Origin of the sequence: Neptuniibacter marinus (assembly GCF_965223595.1) — a bacterium.
Classification (GTDB): Bacteria; Pseudomonadota; Gammaproteobacteria; order Pseudomonadales; family Balneatricaceae; genus Neptuniibacter; species Neptuniibacter marinus.
Map to the genome: position 1 here is coordinate 3,404,496 of NZ_OZ245004.1, position 18,662 is coordinate 3,423,157.

General features: G+C 45.0%; 19 protein-coding genes and 1 pseudogene. 2 read left to right on the forward strand and 18 right to left on the reverse strand.

Annotation, left to right across the window (positions count from 1 at the left end; all coding sequences use genetic code 11):
* Window positions 1-53: 53 nt before the first annotated feature.
* The 10 genes from ACOQOE_RS16085 to ACOQOE_RS16130 form a co-directional block, all read right to left on the reverse strand.
* Window positions 54-1,709: a VWA domain-containing protein gene (locus ACOQOE_RS16085; RefSeq protein WP_420554465.1), complete on the reverse strand. Its 1,656-nt coding sequence runs from the start codon at window positions 1,707-1,709 to the stop codon at window positions 54-56.
* A gap of 69 nt (window positions 1,710-1,778) precedes the next feature.
* Entirely contained in the window at window positions 1,779-2,219 is a 441-nt protein-coding gene (locus ACOQOE_RS16090) for a hypothetical protein (RefSeq protein WP_032469941.1), read from the reverse strand.
* 61 nt (window positions 2,220-2,280) lie between these two features.
* A complete protein-coding gene (locus ACOQOE_RS16095; RefSeq protein WP_000027441.1) occupies window positions 2,281-3,234 on the reverse strand; it encodes a DUF3150 domain-containing protein in 954 nt (317 codons plus the stop codon).
* Between the two features lie 98 nt (window positions 3,235-3,332).
* Window positions 3,333-4,100, reverse strand: coding sequence for a hypothetical protein (locus ACOQOE_RS16100; RefSeq protein WP_248419391.1), 768 nt, complete (start codon window positions 4,098-4,100; stop codon window positions 3,333-3,335).
* Window positions 4,100-5,059: an AAA family ATPase gene (locus tag ACOQOE_RS16105; RefSeq protein WP_374914663.1), complete on the reverse strand. Its 960-nt coding sequence runs from the start codon at window positions 5,057-5,059 to the stop codon at window positions 4,100-4,102. The genes ACOQOE_RS16100 and ACOQOE_RS16105 overlap by 1 nt, the downstream gene beginning before the upstream one ends.
* 209 nt (window positions 5,060-5,268) lie before the next feature.
* Window positions 5,269-6,285: a YqaJ viral recombinase family protein gene (locus ACOQOE_RS16110; protein ID WP_374914662.1), complete on the reverse strand. Its 1,017-nt coding sequence runs from the start codon at window positions 6,283-6,285 to the stop codon at window positions 5,269-5,271.
* Window positions 6,286-6,345: 60 nt separating this feature from the next.
* Window positions 6,346-6,489, reverse strand: a complete 144-nt coding sequence (locus ACOQOE_RS16115; RefSeq protein ID WP_172780803.1) for a hypothetical protein — start codon at window positions 6,487-6,489, stop codon at window positions 6,346-6,348.
* Between the two features lie 82 nt (window positions 6,490-6,571).
* Window positions 6,572-7,390 (reverse strand): phage recombination protein Bet, encoded by an 819-nt coding sequence (gene bet / locus ACOQOE_RS16120; RefSeq protein ID WP_000414662.1) that lies wholly within the window; start codon window positions 7,388-7,390, stop codon window positions 6,572-6,574.
* A gap of 78 nt (window positions 7,391-7,468) precedes the next feature.
* Window positions 7,469-7,888, reverse strand: coding sequence for a single-stranded DNA-binding protein (locus ACOQOE_RS16125; RefSeq protein WP_022614424.1), 420 nt, complete (start codon window positions 7,886-7,888; stop codon window positions 7,469-7,471).
* 15 nt (window positions 7,889-7,903) lie between these two features.
* Window positions 7,904-8,230, reverse strand: a complete 327-nt coding sequence (locus ACOQOE_RS16130; protein ID WP_007104995.1) for a hypothetical protein — start codon at window positions 8,228-8,230, stop codon at window positions 7,904-7,906.
* 369 nt (window positions 8,231-8,599) lie between these two features.
* On the opposite strand from ACOQOE_RS16130, the gene ACOQOE_RS16135 reads away from it, so the two are divergent.
* Window positions 8,600-9,202, forward strand: a complete 603-nt coding sequence (locus ACOQOE_RS16135; protein WP_022614423.1) for a hypothetical protein — start codon at window positions 8,600-8,602, stop codon at window positions 9,200-9,202.
* Between the two features lie 181 nt (window positions 9,203-9,383).
* Here the strand turns inward: ACOQOE_RS16135 and ACOQOE_RS16140 are convergent.
* The 8 genes and pseudogenes from ACOQOE_RS16140 to ACOQOE_RS16175 all read right to left on the reverse strand — a co-directional run bounded on the left by ACOQOE_RS16140 (window position 9,384) and on the right by ACOQOE_RS16175 (window position 18,152).
* A pseudogene (locus ACOQOE_RS16140) lies at window positions 9,384-9,728 on the reverse strand (DUF6488 family protein).
* 29 nt (window positions 9,729-9,757) lie between these two features.
* Window positions 9,758-10,282, reverse strand: coding sequence for a hypothetical protein (locus ACOQOE_RS16145; protein WP_064663801.1), 525 nt, complete (start codon window positions 10,280-10,282; stop codon window positions 9,758-9,760).
* Window positions 10,283-10,337: 55 nt separating this feature from the next.
* Window positions 10,338-11,033, reverse strand: a complete 696-nt coding sequence (locus ACOQOE_RS16150; protein WP_064663800.1) for a HupE/UreJ family protein — start codon at window positions 11,031-11,033, stop codon at window positions 10,338-10,340.
* Window positions 11,023-14,166, reverse strand: a complete 3,144-nt coding sequence (locus tag ACOQOE_RS16155) for an efflux RND transporter permease subunit (RefSeq protein ID WP_064663799.1) — start codon at window positions 14,164-14,166, stop codon at window positions 11,023-11,025. The genes ACOQOE_RS16150 and ACOQOE_RS16155 overlap by 11 nt, the downstream gene beginning before the upstream one ends.
* A gap of 10 nt (window positions 14,167-14,176) precedes the next feature.
* Complete coding sequence (locus tag ACOQOE_RS16160; RefSeq protein ID WP_064663798.1) at window positions 14,177-15,409, reverse strand: efflux RND transporter periplasmic adaptor subunit; 1,233 nt, start codon at window positions 15,407-15,409, stop codon at window positions 14,177-14,179.
* A 16-nt stretch (window positions 15,410-15,425) separates the two neighbouring features.
* Window positions 15,426-16,763 (reverse strand): TolC family protein, encoded by a 1,338-nt coding sequence (locus tag ACOQOE_RS16165; RefSeq protein WP_064663797.1) that lies wholly within the window; start codon window positions 16,761-16,763, stop codon window positions 15,426-15,428.
* Window positions 16,764-16,776: 13 nt separating this feature from the next.
* Window positions 16,777-17,766 carry a M56 family metallopeptidase gene (locus ACOQOE_RS16170; protein ID WP_064663796.1) on the reverse strand — a complete coding sequence of 330 codons (990 nt, stop codon included), beginning with the start codon at window positions 17,764-17,766 and terminating at the stop codon, window positions 16,777-16,779.
* Between the two features lie 2 nt (window positions 17,767-17,768).
* Window positions 17,769-18,152 carry a BlaI/MecI/CopY family transcriptional regulator gene (locus ACOQOE_RS16175; protein WP_064663795.1) on the reverse strand — a complete coding sequence of 128 codons (384 nt, stop codon included), beginning with the start codon at window positions 18,150-18,152 and terminating at the stop codon, window positions 17,769-17,771.
* A gap of 84 nt (window positions 18,153-18,236) precedes the next feature.
* Between ACOQOE_RS16175 and ACOQOE_RS16180 the strand changes: the two genes are divergently transcribed.
* Entirely contained in the window at window positions 18,237-18,590 is a 354-nt protein-coding gene (locus tag ACOQOE_RS16180; protein WP_064663794.1) for a DUF3147 family protein, read from the forward strand.
* Window positions 18,591-18,662: the final 72 nt, after the last annotated feature.

Sequence of the window (18,662 nt, forward strand, 5' to 3'; positions counted from 1 at the left end):
CCATGCCCTGACGGAGACGGAATCGTCCCCGCAGGGTGGTAAAATTGATGTGGTTACTGAATTAACAGTTGTTGTGTTACTTCGAATAACTCACGCTTTAGATCTTTGACGTCATTAATCACGATGCTTTGAGGAAAGAATTTCTCAACACTGCGTGTTTGAATCCCGATCCCCAGCAGCTCAAAGCCACTGCGTCTGCACCGGTCAACAATGTCATGCGTGGCAGCCCAATCATCTGGGTCACCATCCGTTAGCACTATCATTAGCTTTCGCTTCTGTTTTTGCGCTAACAAACTGTTTGCCGCAAACCACATCGCTTGTGCCATAGGTGTACAACCTCGTGGTTTTTGGTCAAAACAGGCGGCCCGATGTCGAACCGATTGCTTGGGCAATAACGCGATAGAAACTTCCTGATGAATACCAGGAAAATAACTGACCGCAGGTACAACACCCGGTATGCCTTCCAGTGCCATGGCCAAAGCCAAAGCGGCTTCATTGGCAACATGAAAGTACTTTCGATTACCTTCGCCAATGGGTTTACCCATTGAACCCGATATATCGACCAGCAAGTGCACAGCAGCATTAGGCGCAATGCGAGGTTGCCTTTGAATAAACAATCTCGACTCACCGGCTTGTGAAGCGGCAAGACGATGGGTTGCAACTCGAAGACCGTGCCTTTTGGCATGATTCCGATTGTCCTGACTGGACTGAACCATGCCCCTAAGTCGGGCTCGAATTTGAGCGGACTCAGACGCCGATAAGGTCAAGATCGCCTCATCACCCAACATAGCGTGCTCTGCTTGGGGCAAACTGAGTGGAGTGACACCCTGATGTCCTTCAGCTTGTTCCGACAACACTTCTGCCACTTGGGCAAAGGTATCGGGTTCAAACTGAGCGGCACTGGCCTCTAAGGCTTGTCGCAAATTGTCAGCTTGATCAGAGTTATCTGAATCCCCCGTTTCAGCAGCATCCCCCATTGCAGACGAACCAGTTTCCGGGGTTTGACTGTCACTACTGTTATTGCTGTCATTACTCGCAGCTTGTCCAATGTCATTACTGTTATCAGCATCCGACTCATCCTGTGGTGGACGAGATTCTTCTTCCAACATGGCAACGATGGCATCGACAAGTTTTAGCACTTCACCTGTAGACGCTAGGCTAGGCACTACTGTCAGCATGGCGCTTAACCGGCTCATCGCTGCGGCAGGAAAGAGTTGTCTTACTCTTTCATCAACAACTTGATACAAAGGCATCAGTGCTTTCTGACCGAGAAAATGGCATCTCAAGCGGAACAACAACCATGCTTGCAAATTAGATGCAGGCTCAAGCTGTTCAGGTACACACATTTGCTGTGTGTCCACCATGTACTCAATCACTTGCGAAATACTGCGCCGGGTTCCGGGGTAATCCTTTGCCAATTCGTTTTCAATGCGCACATCCTCAATAATATTGAGAAGTGCCTTACGGATCGGCTTAGACGACGCCTTCTTCACCATGTCAAAATTGGTATGCCGAATATGCGCCGCTTCATGAGCCAGATAACCCCAAGCTATCTGTTGATAGTGTGGGTCGTCTGGGTTTGCTGTTGGGATCACAATCCGCTCACCATCGGTAAACGCATCTTGTCCTTGAATAAGCACCTTCACACCAAACTTTTCGCCATAAGCGGCGGCAACGATTGGCAGTGCATTTTTTAATGGATGATTCATGGGAGTCTCCTAATCATTAGGGGGAATACTCCCTCAGCGGGAGCGTTTCCCCGCTGGGAATATGGATGTTTAAACCTGTGCTTTTAGCTTATCCAGGTCGTATTTTTGACCTAACCAAGCCACCAATTGAGCTGGACTCTCGTGCTGCTCAAATGACGTTTTAAGCTGGTCTAAACTCAGGATGTCATCCAATGTCAGACCGTACTGATCTTGTAACTGAGTAGACACCTCGTGTTGATATTGCAGCCAGGCCCGCTCAAAAGCGGTTTGCTGCAATGCCATGTTTGGAACAAACACCATGGCCGTTACCCAAGCTCCTTGTGCGTCCGCATCTGCGATCAGCACAGGGTTCTTTGGGATCACGACACTATGTGTTGAGTACGACCGTTGTACTAACGTTCGACAACACGCCACTTCTGGTATCGATTCACTTTCAACCGCATCAGTCACACCACGAAAATGTGCTTCAAACTGCTTCAGTTGGCTGGGGTTATGGATGGTTGATTGCATAATTTCCTCTTACATAGTTCAGAGGACATGCGCCCTTAAGGGCAACATGCCCTCAAGGACGTTAGAAATAAAATGAGTTTGGTACAGTCGAACCAAGGTTTGGTCTGACGGTTGGTTGTGGTATTGCACGTAAGTTATCTGCCTGAGCAGATACTGGCTGTGCGGGTTTAGGTTCAGGTTTGGGCATCAGTTGTCTGATATCCAATTGACCTTCACCGTGCATTCTCATCTTGTCTGGATCAGACAAAATTAAAATGGTCGCCATCAGTTCGTGATAGAGATTGTCTGTCACAGGGCCGGTCTTCGGCAGACGAACAAATAAATTGTCCATCGCTTCAACCATCGGCTGAACTCGATGATCCAGGAAGGACAAACCATCCAACTTGTCTCTTAATCGCTTGAGCGGATTAAGAGCTCGCTGACTGATTTGATTCTTGCCTGCAACGGAACGCTCAAACAGTTCATTGGCATCACGAGCCACCTCCCTAAAGAGGGTGTGTCCCATACCATTGACCTTGTCATCTAAGCCTCCAGCTTGTTCAGCCGGTTGCATTCGATAGATGGCATAATCGAACTGAAGCCGTTGTTCCACGTCTTCGATGGGTGATAATGCACGTCGGATTGCATCTGCAAATTCCGGGTGTTTTGCAACCCAGTCAAACGTCACCTGATCATAGTTGTCCAGGAACAACTGCTTGCACTGCGCAAACTCCTGACCGATCCGGTCAAGCTCTGGAACAATCTGATCAATTCGGTCTTCAGGGACGGCATAGCCACCTAAAAACCGCACACCGACTTGCTCACACAAGCGCTGCGCTTCTTTCTTAAGCCTTTCAAAGTTCGCCAATGCCTCTGGGTCGCAAATTTTTTTACTCCCTAAGCTGGCAACATCCTTCGGTGGAAGTTGGCTGCCATTGGCTAGTCTGAAATCTTCAGGCCTTAGTTTTTTTCTACCGCTCCAGATGGAACAGTCGATGTGACAAATCAAAAGTTTGTCGAGGGTTTGAATACTCATAGTGCATCCTCATGCGAGATGGGGACGCACCACTCCCAACAGGAGCAATGGCCCCCGTTTGGGTGGTAGTAGTTGGCACGCTAATGGCAATACCACTATCAGAAATAGTAATTTTGCGAATCAGGCGACGATTGGTTGAGATCGATTTTCGCAGGCATTAAGTCCAGTGCTTCAGCTATCGGGCGAACCCGTTCTAAATCACTGCCTAATAACCTCAATACATCTTTTTCCAACTTCAGTTGGTCGGATACTTCTATCCCTTCAGGACTCGCTACTGTGAGCGAACACAGTGGTGGTAATTGACGCTTAAAGGCCAGTAACAGCAACAATGGCCACGGGCCATCATCAGTGTTAACAATGCCAGCGCCTTCACCTGACACCATGCTGATTTGATTGGTACTAGGTAATCCGCTTTTGCAAAACCCTAATGACCATTCTCCAATCCTGACCTGGTTATCATCAATAACAGCCAAGCCATAGGCTTCAAGCAGCTTTGCCATATCGAACAACGCTTTTTGCGCCAGCGATATTTGGCCATTGACGTCCTTGCGAGTACGAAACTCCCAACTGACGTTATTGGCGCACGCGACGTTATCTAACGCATTTGAGTGTTCAAATGGCCGCCCCTGATGATCAATGCCGACTTGTCCAACCAATCGATAACCCTTGTTGATTTTCTCATTGATTCTTCGGTCTGCTTCTGCGTTAGGATCAGTCGAGTCAATCAATCGCTGCTGCGACAATTGACCTGCTTTTCCAAACCGAACTTCAATCTCCTGGGTATCTGATCCAACGTAAATGGCCCATTCTTTGGCTGTCCCATCAGAATGACTGTAACGGTAAAGAGCAAAGCACTTATCCATCATCAATCCTCCCAATGGTCACCGAAGACATCAGCGGCAATACGGTGAATGGCTTCTCGTTGCTCCAACTCAGCACGAGCCGTCAAAGACCGAATCAGTGCATATTCCACTGCGTTAGGAGCGCCTTTAAAAGCAAGTGTTAACTTTGCCCAGCGCACCAAGGTCCTAGTGGACATGGTGATACTAAGCTCAGCACCGCCATCCGCGCCCCCAATAAAGAGACGACGAATGTCACCAGCCACTTTCACCATTTTCTGGCGAAAGACTTCTGGCAAGCCCGGCGCAACGTTCTCCAGAATGGCTTCCTCTACAGAAGGCTCTGCATAGGTCGCTTCGATGATTCTAAAGCGATCAAGGAAAGCCAAATTCTGTTGAAGCACGCCTTGATACAAGCCCGTTTGGTCACCGCTGCCCGCACTGTTGCCGGTAGCGATAAAACGAAACTTGTTGTGTGGCATGATGATCTCTCCGCCATTTTGTGCGATGACCAAAGGGGCACCTTCCAAAATGTCATTGAGCCCAGCCAGTTCAGCAGGCTCAGCAAGATCCATTTCATTAATGATCAGCAAATGGCCATGCTTGACAGCCAGTGCCAGCGGTCCATACACAAAGGTCATGTTGCCATTAACCAGTGTGTGGTGACCGATAAGATCGGACAACTCCAATCGACCATGCGCAGTAATTTGCTGAACTGGCCAATTCAATCGAGAAGCAACTTGGCAAATTAGCGAGGTCTTACCGCATCCAGTGGGGCCTGTAATATACAAACCGTCACCGTCTGGGTTAGACAAGAACGCCAATACGTCACGTAAGTCTTCTTTTCTAAAAACATACTCGTCCTTGCGAACGGGAATGTTTGGATGGGTAGTGTCGGCACTAAATCCTTCCAGAACGAAAGCATCAGGAGCCGGGACATTAAACGCTTGATTCACTTGAACCAAAAATGGGGATTGTTCAGTCATGGTAAACCTCATCTGTTTTGACGAGGCCCCATGCCCCAACAGGGAATGAAGTCCCCGTCGGGTGGTGTGTTGATTGTGGTATGGCTGTGTATGTAAGAGTTCAGCTCGCTCTATCATTCGTACCCAGCATTGGCTACGAGTGAAACTGCTTTCTGATGCACTCGATATAAGCGCATGAGAAAGGAGCCGAAATCGGCTCCAAGTGAACGTTAAAAATAAAATGAGCTCGGCGAGTCACCTGGCAGAACCAAGTTCTCTTGCTCAAGACTGATTTTGATTGGTGTTTCAACGGGCTGATCTGGCTTATTGGTGCTGATGCGCAACCGCTCTTGTGGCGCTTTTCGGTAAGCAGCTAAAACCTGTTCATCCAGCTCGCCTAACTTATCGGTGGCCAATTGCCTATAGTCCACCGTGCCCGCCATCATGTAGCGGCTGAGTTTGACCCCAGCATAGTCGGCATGAGCGTAGTTACCCATCATAGCGACCAATTTCGACTGAGCTTCTCGCATTTCCTCTTTCAAAGATTTAATGTGATTTTCCAGTCGAACCACTTCGGCATGTGCTGAGCAATATTGCCGAGACAGTGATGTCCAGCGGTATTGGGCTTCCCCCTTGGGAACAAAACAATCTTGTTCAGGGCATTTTGTCGGTTCTTTTTTGGTCTGTACTAACTCCCAAAACTGAAGCGCTGTTTCTTGCAACTCAGTTAAGAACGCCGCGTCTCGTTGTATTTCAAACTCAATCAGTTGATCCTCAAAATAGAATACCAACCAACCACGCGTGCTATTGGCGACCAGTATTTGATGCTGTACTTGCACCCAATACAACTGGTACGCCTCGCTTTGTTCTCTGTGAGCTTGCACATCCTCAAAAACTGACTGGCAAGGACATTTCAATTCAACGGGTTCGCCCGCATCGTTGATGCCATCAAAGCTGGCTCGAAAGATTGCGTTATGATCGGCTTCTGCACATAACGGCAGAAGAAAGTCATTATGCGCATTCTCAAATGCTCGCCTTGCTTGAGGCTCCAACCGAATACCGCGAAGCACATTAGGATTATTCGACAGGTCTTCCGGTAATACGAATCCAGTTTTTTCTGCCCATAATCGCCAAGGTGTTTTGTAGGGTGAACGCCCCATAATAATTGGGGCTTCAGATGCCGTAACCCCTGCAATGCGCCACTGGTGCCATGCAGGAGTACGCTGTGATAGGTCGATAACCTTCATATTGCCTCCTTTGAGGGGAGACTCCCCCGAAGGAGAGAACTCCCCTTCAGGGTTAAGTGGTTACTTTGCAGCTTGTACTAACGCTGTTTGGTGCTGAACAACACTCGCTTGAACCGAATCAATTGCCGCTTTACCAGCTTGAATCGAACCTACGACAAGGGCAACAACCAATACCAAGCGAAAAAGTGAGGCTGATTTAGTCATGGAAGATCTCCAAAAAAAAGACGAGACCTTCCCCCTGACGGGAGAATAATCCCGCCAGGGTTAGTAAAATGAATGCGTGGCGCTAAGAAGCTAAAGGCTGTGTGAGCGCTTTGGCTGCTTGTTGCTGTGCATTAAATATTTCTTGTTTCGCAAACGTCAGTTCAACACCTTGAAAATGTTCATTGGCATATTCCAATGCACTATTCCATGCGTTTGAAGCTTCCGCCCGCTCGATAAGCTTGTAAACAAGCCCTCGGGTTCGATCATCAACTTGCTCGGGTGGAATCACAGATGGCTCAACAACGTGTGTTGCTTGGCCTTCGATAATTCGCTCCGCTTCGTCTTGATCAAAAATTCCCACAAAGCCAAACGCAATGCGGGAACACTGGATCATGGATTTATGTCTTAGCATTCGCTTAGTGTGCGTCTGCCATGGACCATCTACACGGTAAGGGCCATTTTTGCCGTTACCTTCAAAAGGCGGTCGATAGACTTCATCTAGGTATTCAGTGATTTTGACTGGGTGCGAACGGTCGCGCCGGTAGATGATGCATTCCATCCATTCCGGGCATTCTTTCGCACCATCCAGTGAGACTTTGTTTTCTGAAGTCTTAAACTCCATGCCATCAAACTGGTCGTGTTGATTAATGATGCGAGACCATCCATCGACACCTACCACTGGAATAATTCCAGCTTGCTTATCAGGGAACGCAAAAATCTCTTTGGTGAAAGGGTTCAAGCCGTACTGATCTGCAACCACCAAGAGCGCCATCATCTGCTCATTGGTCGGTGCACTACCGTCACGTTGCTTGAATGCTGTTGCTTTTAGGGTATCGAACAATTTGTTTGGATCGACACTAAAGCGCTCAGCAAAGCGTTGGATTAGCTTTGGTTTTTCCATTTTGGACTCCGACAATCAAAGTGGGAGTCTGCCCCTGACGGGAAAGTACTCCCGGCTGGGTTAAAGGGTTTTGCTCGGTTAAAAATCTGGTTCAGGATAAGTTTGTGCCCAATTAACTTGGGAGCTCGCATCATCCGCCGCTGATGGCTCAGATGCTTTGTTCACACTATCAAGAAGCAGAAACTCGTCCGCGTCCACTTCGGTCAATCGATGCTTAATACCATCTTTCTCCCATGAGCGCGTGCGCTGAGGCCCTTGTACAAAAAGCTTCGCTCCTTTTTGGATTAAATCTTTTGCCCTTAGCCCTAACTTAAATCCACCACGATCTCGAAAAACGACCCGATGCCATTCCGTATGCTCTTTAAGCTCATTGGATTGACGGTCGCGCCATTTCTCAGAAGTGGCCAGTGAAATACTGGTCACTAAATCACCTGATGGATAGGCTCGCGTCTCTGGCTCAGCGCCAACGTAGCCTATGAGTGTTACTTGGTTTTTCATGATGTTCTCCTCGTCTTAGTTGAACTCTGTGCACACAGTCGCTTCTACCCGGCTGGGCAAAGAAGACTGACGACGCAGATAGGTTGGTATTTCGAGTAAAGCCATGTCGTACTGATGTGGCTCTTTGTAAAACGCAGATGTCAAACGGGGCATACCAGGAGCTTTAGGCACTGCCATTGGACGACGTTTTGGTGTTGGTGTGAGCAATCGCTTGATTTGAGTAAGTACAAATCGAAACGGGCGCACGCTTTGACGAGCAACCAATCGCAAAAGCGACCAGCTCAGTTTTGCAAGCAACATAATGCCTGCGACTTGGATAATAAATCCGAAGATATATTCCATTGGTGACTCCTTAATTAGGTTGTGAAGGAGTCACCCCCAACTGGGGAAAACTCCCCCAGTTGGGTGGTGAAAAGGCGAACCGCAAGGAACGCATGGTTGAGCATGTAAAAACATGCAGGCTATTTGTTTAAGGAGGCTAGCTACCTCTTAGTACCACTGAGAATACTCAGCGGCGGGCTTCCTTTGAGCTCATGCTCTCAGGCGCAGATATCACTGAAACAGATCAGCAATATTTGATAGTCATTGTAACCGTCTTATCCAGACAGGATAGTTAGAAAGATGCTCAATTCTTCCACCTAGCTGAAAGGCCATTACCGCACAGAGGATTAGGCTAGGGACTGATTATTGTCATATCAGGAGCAAAAACTTATGGCCCAAGCAAAACCCAATTACTCAAAACCCATCTTTGAACAATCATTCACAATTAATAGCTTACAGGCGCAACGTGTCGTTGACCGTGTTTTTAGACGGACGGTCAGTGCGCTTTACGGAATCGATGTCATCCTGCGCATCATTGGCGATGAGAACGAAATTGATGAAGTGGAACAGATCATTAGCCAGTTGATCGAGGATTGCGCTAAGGCGGTAGACAACGAACAATCTCGTTTGGACAAATTGATGGAGTCCAACGGCATCGATGAAGTACCTGACTACACCGACCCGATTACCTTCAACGCTAAAATCAGCTCGCCTCAGGTTGGCCAGTTTGTCGGCTTAGTGCGCAAACTCGATTCGTTGATGATCTCAATGGACACACTCTGGTTATCTAGCGTGCTTAGTAACAAGCAACGTGTTGATGGCAACTACGCATGGCAACAGCGCATTATCAAACTTGCACGACGCATTATTGATATCGAAATTCGTGCACGAAAATCAGCCCAAGCTAAGGGTAAAGAAGCAGAAGTTGAGCAAGCTGTGCCTTCAACCGATGACGATATCACTGAAGAGGAAACAGATACCCCCGCCAACTAGCCAACTGGGCTCCCATCAACCAGCCCCTCTCGAAGGGGCTCTTCTAAATTGCAGTTGTGGACTTTGTAAAACAGTTTTGGACAGAAATGAGTTAGAGCCGACCAGTGGCTCTGTGTCATAAGCGTACTTGATACAAAACAAAGGCACCTCATGCATGTATCAAAAGGTGCCTTTTAATTGATTAAAAGTCGTTTTTATTTTTAACCGCTAATACTTGACCGTTTTTTGCAATTTGGAAGTAAAGCTTATCTTCGTTGCTAGCATTAGATGCACTAACTACATAGAAATTGTCTTCAACGCTAGCAATCGAAAGTTGAGATTTATCAATATTCTTTCATGACTCATCTAACTTACCAACTTCAAAACCCGCGTCTTTAAATGTCATCTTTTTGATCAAGGTGGCAGAAATGCTAATTGCTTTCTGACCGCTGATAACCCCATGATCGCCATGTGCTTGCACATTACCAGTAATTAGAACACCACAAAGTGCAATAATTGATATTAGTTTGTTCATTTTAGTCTCCATCTCGTATGAAATTCGTAAAGTTAAATTAGTTATTGTTTAAGGCCAATAACTTTATATTGCCCTTTAACCATTAGTTGTATTGAAACAGGCTTGTCTGATTTGTTTTTCCAGTACCAGCCATGAGAACCAGTAAATGGCGTGGTATAGCTACCTTTCATTTCATTAGTAGTAGCAATGGCATAGCTTTCAAAATAACCCGTTGTGTCACCTTCAGGCTCTCCATGTAAATCGAAGTACAATGAAGCACCATCGGTTAACCATTCATAGGTCATTTTTTCATGCTGCTTCATATAAAATTTATATTCGATGCCGCGTCCCGCTGGAACGGTCACTTCTATTGTTTGAAACTCATCGGTGCCTTTAGTTGTCTCTAATGACGTTGTTTCCACTTCAGCCGCTTGTGCAAGTGCTGTTAAACCTAACTTGCCACCGAGACCTGTCGGATCGATGTTGTACTCTGCTGGTAAGATAAAGGTAACCAGAGTAATAGCCGCGACGACGACTGCTGAGATACTCGCTTTAACGAGTGTTTTGGTACTAACTGTATGTTGCATAAGATTCTCTTTTTGTTTTCTCTAATTTGTCGCGTATTTCTATTGATTGAATCAATTAAATAACGAAATAACCTGTAAGTTGATAGCCCATCAACATCACACCAGCGCTCATTAATGCGCCATTGGTAATTGTTGAAAATCGTTGGAATGACGGTAATTTTCGCCACGCATTTATCAAAATAAGTATCAGTGCAAGTGCCGCAAATTGACCAAGCTCGACACCAATATTAAACGCAATTAAATTGGTCACTAAGCCATCATCCGGAAGGCTGAATTCTTGTAACTTGGTTGCTAAACCAAAGCCATGAAACAAACCAAAAATCAGCACTGTCCATTGAGTATTAGGTTGCCAATTAAAGCAACGCTTAAAGCCGCCCAAATTATCAAAGCCTTTGTAAATTACCGAGAAACCAATAATGGCATCAATTAAATAAGCATTAACTTGAATATCGCTTAACACGCCAAATAGCAATGTTGTGCTATGTCCGATAGTAAACATAGTGACGTACAAAAGTACGTCACGGCTGCGATATAAGAAGAAGATAACACCGACTAAAAACAACAAATGGTCATAGCCCGTTATCATATGCTTAGCGCCTATGTATAAGAATGGAATAAACTGAACACCCGTATTTTGCTCTAAAAACGCTCTGGTTTTGTCATCAACTCCGTGAGCCAAAGCTTCAACACTGATAAGCGCTAACAGCGCAATCGTCAGATAGGTCAGTACTTTAATCATGTTACTTGGCATCTTGTGACTCCAATACTTCAACATCAGTCAAAATAGACTCCTTTTCTTTATGTAAAATTCTATACAAGGCAGGAATGACAAACAGGGTCAAAATCGTTGACGAAATAATGCCGCCAATGACCACTGTTGCTAGAGGCCGCTGAACCTCTGAGCCTATGCCCGTATTTAGCGCCATAGGAATAAAACCTAATGATGCAACGAGTGCCGTTGTTAGCACAGGTCTAAGACGCGTCAGCGCACCATCAAAGATTGCTTTATCAAGTGCCAGCCCATCTTTGCGCAGCTCCCTAATAAACGACACCATAACCAAACCATTTAGAATGGCTATGCCCGATAAGGCAATAAAGCCAACCGCTGCCGAAATTGAGAACGGAATATCTCGTAGTAACAGTGCAGCAATACCACCTGTTAATGCGAGCGGAACCCCCGTAAAGATGATCATGGCATCTTTAAATGAGTTAAGTGCGAGGATTAACAAACCAACAATCATGATTAAAGTGACAGGTACAACAATACTCAGGCGCTCTGAAGCGGATTGCAGTTTTTGATAAGTGCCGCCATATTCCACCCAGTAGCCTGCTGGAACTTCTACGTTTTCTTCAATAACCGTTTTAATATCACCAACGAAACTTCCTAAGTCTCTTCCGCGAACATTGGCAGTTACCACCACTCTCCGTTTACCATTTTCACGGTTAATTTGGTTTGCACCAGATATCAACTCAATATCAACTAATTCTTTAAGCGGTACTGAATGTCCATCAGCCAAAGTTATCGGTAAATAAGGTAATGAATCGATATCATTACGCTTAGACTCTGCAAGACGCACTACAATATCAGAACGGACATCGCCTTGATAAAACTTACCTGCGATTGTACCGCCCATAGCCGTTGCCACTTGAGACTGTACTTGGCTGATGCTAATACCAAACTGCATCAGTTTTTCACGATTTGGCACAAGACTAAGCATTGGTAAGCCAGTAGTTTGCTCAACTTGTATATCTACGGCACCTTCAACCTGCGAGATTGCACCCTCTATCTCGTCGCCTAACGTGGTCAACGTATCAAAGTCATCACCAAACACTTTTATCGCAAGTTCAGCTCTGACCCCAGCTAACAATTCGTTGAAACGCATTTGTATTGGCTGCAAGAACTCATAGCGGTTACCCGGAATTGGCTCTACTAGCGCGGCCAGCTCTTCTACAATTTGTACTTTAGTTTTGTCAGGATCAGGCCATAACTCGCGAGGTTTCAAGATAATAAAGTTATCAGCGACACTTGGCGGCACGGCATCCGTTGCAACATCGGCTGTGCCTATTTTGGCAAAGACGCGTTCAACTTCTGGCATTTGTTTAATTTTATCTTCTAAAGATTCCTGAAGCGCGATTGCTTGAGACAATGACGTACCCGGAATTCGCAGCGCGTGCATGGCAATATCACCTTCATCCAAATTAGGCGCAAATTCACTGCCTAACTTAGTTGCCTGATAACCTGTAAAGCCAACTAATACTGTTGCGACTACAACAACTAACCAGCGGGCTTTTAATACATAGCTCAAAGCGGGCTTGTAAAGAACAGCAGCACCACGAATTATTGGGCTATGTTTTTCTTTCACGGGCTTTTTAAATAACAAGGCAACCATAGCGGGTACAAAGGTAACCGATAACACCATAGCGCTAAGTAACGCGATAACCACGGTGATCGCCATCGGGTGGAACATTTTGCCTTCAACGCCTTCTAAGGCAAAAATTGGTAAGTAAACAGCGGTGATAATAAACACGCCAAATAAAGCTGGGCGTATGACTTCTTTTGTTGCTTCGAAAACGACTTCCATGCGTTCTTTTAGCGGCAGAGGATTGTTTCCTGCTTGACTTAGCCTGCGAAGACAATTTTCTACAATGATAATGGCACCATCGACTAACAAGCCAAAATCTAACGCGCCTAAACTCATCAGGTTTGCACTCACGCGAGTTTGTACCATACCTGTCACTGTCATCAACATGGCAAAAGGGATCACTAAGGCAGTTAAGAATGCGGCTCGGAAATTCCCTAACAAGACAAAAAGTACAACGATAACCAGAACCGCCCCTTCGGTCAGGTTAAGCTGAACCGTTTGCAGGGTTTTATCAACTAATTTAGTGCGATCATAAACAGCGGTTGCGACAATCCCTTCTGGTAAAGTGGCGTTAATTTCTTTGAGCTTTTCTCCCACGGCATGGGCAACGGTGCGGCTGTTTTCACCAATAAGCATGAACACCGTACTCATTACCACTTCACGACCATTTTGTGTAGCAGCACCAGTTCTTAGCCCTTTGCCGTTTTCAATATCGGCTACGTCTTTTATAAAAATTGATGAACCATCAAGCGACTTAAGCGGAATATTACCAATGGCAGTCATATCAGTAACCTGACCGGGCAGCCTTAACAACCACTGTGCGCCATTTTGCTCAATAAAGCCTGCACCTTGGTTTTGGTTGTTTTGCGAAATTGCATCAACCACATCGGCTTGTGACAGCCCAAAAGCAAGTAACTTTTCAGGTTTGAAAGCGACTAATATTTCACGCTCAAATCCGCCTATCGGGTTCACTTCTACTACACCCGGCACCCGCATTAACTGTGGTCTTATTGTCCAGTCATGTACGGTTCGTAAATCCGTTGGTGTAATAGGCGTGCCATCAGCATGTGTAGCATCAGGCTCAGCATCAACGGTGAACATGAATATTTCACCAAGACCTGTCGCAATTGGCCCAAGTTGAGGCTCTAAGCCCAGCGGTAATTCAGCGCGTGCCGCTGATAAACGCTCATTAACAAGCTGACGGGCAAAATAGACATCAGTATCATCACTGAATATTGCAACCACTTGAGATAGGCCATAACGAGAAACTGAGCGGGTATAGGTCAACCCCGGTAAACCCGACAACGCGGTCTCTAACGGAAAGGTTACCCTTTGCTCAACTTCTAACGGAGTAAAACCAGCCGCTTCGGTATTGATCATTACCTGCACATTGGTGATATCGGGCACTGCATCAATCGGTAGTTTGGTAAAATTCCAAATACCTAGACCTGAAACCGCTAATACCATCACCATCACAAGGAATTTGCGCTTTATTGAAAAGCGTAAAATTGACTCCAACATTTATACACTCCTAGTGATCGTGTGATGCGCCAGACTTTTCAATGTCGGCTTTTAAGATGTAGCTATTGTCGGTCACGTATTCGGTTCCCGCTTTTAAGCCACCTAATACTTCAATCCATTCGCCTCCAGCGCGGCCTAACTCAAGCATACGAACTTCATACTGCTCACCCACTTTGGCGTAAACGACAGTAAAATCTCTAAAGCCTTGCAAGCCCACACGTTTAACTGCCAGTGGCACATCAATAGTGGCAATTTCTATGTCAGCTTTAACAAAACTGCCTTCAGAAAAGAGGCCATCAGCTAATTCGACCCAAACTATTCTTGCCTGATCATCTCTCACGCTAGGCTCAATAAATGACACCTTACCTGCTAGGGTTTCCTCATGACCTTCAACATTTAACGTTACTGGCGTTTCCAGTTTCACCTTGGAATAATCCGAAGGATAAACCGCTAATTTGGCAATATGGCGATTAAAATTAGTAATGGTCAGTAAGGTTCTACCACCCGTTTGCTCACCCGCGTTTGCGAATAACTGGGTAACAACACCGTTAGTGGGCGCTTTAATAACGTAGGGTTTAAGACTTTCATTACTCTCTACTGTGAACAGCGTTTGGCCTTGTTTAACAGTTTCACCGTAATTGACATGTAACTTGGTGATTTCACCATCAAAACGGGCAGCAATGTTTCGCTTAGCGTCCACAGGTAAACTTAATTTGCCATAAGCGGGAATGGTTTGATGAATGGTCGCAGGGCCTGCAATTTCAGTGTTGATTTCCATTGCATCGGCAACTGCCTGTTCAATAGTGGTGCGACCTTCGAAGTTGTCATATCGCCAATTGTACTTTTTACCCTGATAAGTGGCTTCAATGGCAACAACAAAAGAGTGAGGCTCATAAATGACCATATCACCGCGAAGAAAATCACCTTGGGCATTAAAGTTAATATCATCAGTACCATCGCCTAAGCGAATTAATTTTACGCTTAAATCGACTTTCTTTGGGTCTATTGGCTGTCCACCATTAGTCGCCCAAACTCGAAATTCTGGTGGCACACCTGTTTCAAAAATAGATAGCTCTATTGCAAAGTCACCATCTCGTAACATGCGCCCACGGTGTGGACCTTTCTCTGGTTCAGCTTGCTCTGTTGCTGGTGTTGATGATGCAACAGCATTAGGTGCGATGACACCTGTTAATGAGATAAGTATCGCCAAGCTCAGTGACGACAGGATATTTTTATTTTTCATAAGTTTGCTCACGGTTCTACTCGCTATCACTAACGGACACGCCAGTTAGACGTTGAATTTCAATATGTTGTAAGTGCAAAGATTGATAGGCATCAAGTAACTGATTTTGGGCGCTAAGTAGCTCTCTACGGATGTCACTCCACTGGTTGTAGCTAAGCTTGCCGATATCAAATGCCTGACTTGCTTCAGTCAATGCGGTTTCTAGTACGGGAATAATTTCAGCTTGAATCGTTTCAATGACATGGTGGGAATGCGCCATTTCTTGCAATAGTACATATAGCTGTGCATCAAGTTTCTGCATTAAGGCTTGTTGCTGAGTTGCCAGTACATCTTGTTTTGCGCGTAAGGCCGCTATTGTTCCTGCATTTCTATTGGCATTCCCCCAAGGAATAGAGATACCCGCCACTAAACCAAAGTCATCTGTCGCTTCATATCGTCTCAATCCCGCAGTGAGTTGCCACTGAGGTTTTGCTTCAATGCGTGCAAGCTCCATTTGAGACTGAGCGATACGTTGTTCATTAACAAACTGCTGTATTTGTGGGATTTGCTTAAGCTTGATTAGCTGGCTTTCTACCGAGGGAATTTCCGGCTTAAGCATTAAATTCCCCGTTAATTTAAGCTCAGCCTGAGGCTTGCCCCATAAGGATGACAGTTGATAATGACTGGCTTTTAATTCGTGCTCTAAATCTTCTACAGCGAGATTTCTTCGAACCAGCTCGGCTTGAGCCAAGCGCATTTCAACATTGGAACTTTTACCCGCTTTTACTCTTTTGGCAATCGCGTCAACCACTTCCTGTGCCTGAGAAACTGCTAATTGATTTAATTTCAAGCGCTCTTGCTTTATCAAGATTTCAACAAACTGCTTTGCAACAATCGCAGAAAGATCGAGTGCTTTTATTTTTTGCTCTACTATTACTGCACTTGCTTGGCTTTTTGCCGCATTAACTCTGCCATCAATTTGATCTTGTTGAAGTAGCCAAGAGTAAGTGAGTGTCGATTGCATACTTTTTAATGCACTATGCTCACCTGTCCCTAACGCATCCTCAATCATTAAACCTATTTGAGGGCGTTCTCCAATGGCAGCTTGCTCGATATTGCCTTGCCACACAGCTTCTTCAGCTACCAAGGCTTTCAGTTCGGGATGACTTTCTAGTGTCATGGTCACAGCCTTGCTCAGATTAATAATCTGATGTGATGACTGTATTTGCTGCTGGGACTGCGAATTAGCCAAAGAGGGTGTTGGTATTGCTAAACCAACTCCCGTTGTTACAGCTATACCAACAGCCAAAAACCGATAGCTAATCGGTTTTTTTTCGTTGCTATTACGCTTGTTTTTATATGGGTTAAATCTCATTCCATATCCTTAATTAATGGATGAAAAAAGTTTCGATAAAGTGATGGAAACTATCGACCGTGGATGCAGCAAATACAGGCATAGTTACCAATAATGCTAGAGTAATGAAGATAGTGGTAAGCGATGGTTTATTAATTGGATTTAATAACCCCTCAACACGAAGACTCGTGTAATCATGTCCGAAGTAGCTAACAGACGCCTGATCGCAATCCGTAGGAAGTGCTTTTTGAAGTCTAGCGACATCAATCAATGTCTGTGCGATATCAAGGTGGTCGTATTCTTTAGTGACCTCATTGTCGGCTATCTTTTCCGTCATTAAGACATATTGCTCAATTAGGGTTTGTTTTATACGAGATGGATAGAAGCTGGCTAGTGCCGTGAAGAGCACTTTAAATAACGGATCTCTTGCCGTTACATGGGCAAGCTCATGATTAACGATGATATTAAGTTGTTCATCGCTAACTTGGGTTTGTAGTCCGGTTGATACGTAGATCTTGGGCGATATAAAGCCTGTAGTAAAAGCAACAGGTACTTTAACAGGCATCAAGAAATATTGATTGCCATTAGTCGTCTTAGCATCTTGTGCGTCAGTAAAGCTTAGCAAACTCGATAATGCGATAGATTGTTTGGTCCTAGCTAAGATAGTCTTTGCTACGCGCCATGCTAAATAGATCAATGCCAAAAGCAATGTTAACGCGTGCCAACTTGAAAAGCTGAAAATATCGATATGGTGCCAATGGGCAAAATCTTCGAACCAGCTTATTTTAAAAATTTTATCAAGCCCTATCGAGTAGGGCATAAAGTAACCGATGCAAGAAAGTGCTATCCACCAAGGCGCACTAACAAGAGACCACATTATAAATTTTTGACTATTAAAACTGACTTGATTGAGCCTGAACAACACAAAACGAGATATGACAGCGACACTTGCAATACCGATCACAAATGCAAGCACTGCAACACTGAGCAAGTTTAGTGCGATTGCCAACTCTCCAACCAACATAATTAAGCCTGTTCCTTTCTTAACTGGCGTTGTTTTTCGATCATTTTTTCTAATGTATCGAGTTGTGCGTCATTAAGTTGTGCTGAAGCGGAACTAAAAGCGGCTATTAAGCTGTTTTCACCATCTTCAACAAAGTCACTGGTCACATTTGAAATAAGCTGAGCAATTAAACCTTCACGATCTACTCTGGCTGAATAACAATACGCATGGCCTTGTTTAGTGCGCTTAAGTAATTCTTTTTTAAATAACCTATCAAGCGTACTTTGAATGGTATTTAAGGAATTACCACGCGCAAGCCCCAGTACTTTATGTACTTGCTTTGCATCCGCCTCTTTGACATTCCAGAAATGTTGAAGCACTAACTTTTCTAGTTCACCTAATTGCATAACACTTTACTCTATTTAATTCGCTGGCTATATTGTCACAACAAAAACCGATAGGCAATCGGTTTTTAGATTTAAGGGTATTATATGGGTTGGCTAATAACTAAGTATTTGATCACCGCAATGGTTATCGTAGCTGCATCAGAGCTAGCAAAACGAAGTGATAAACTAGGCGCACTGATAGTGGCATTACCGACAGTCACCATTTTAACCATGATTTGGTTATATGTTGAAAAGCAGCCGTCAGAGAAAATAGCCAATCATGCTTGGTACACCTTTTGGTATGTTCTTCCGACGTTACCAATGTTTTTTATTTTCCCCACGCTGATGCAACGCTACAGTTTTTGGCTATCGTTACTCATCAGCTCATTAATAACTGTAATTTGCTTTTGGCTGTTTTCTTTATTGCTGAAACAGTTTGGGATTGATTTGCTTCCTTGAGGTTAGCAGCAAGGTCCGTTGTTCGCCCCCACAGCTGCCATTAGAGTATTTACGTTAACGCGTAATGGGGCA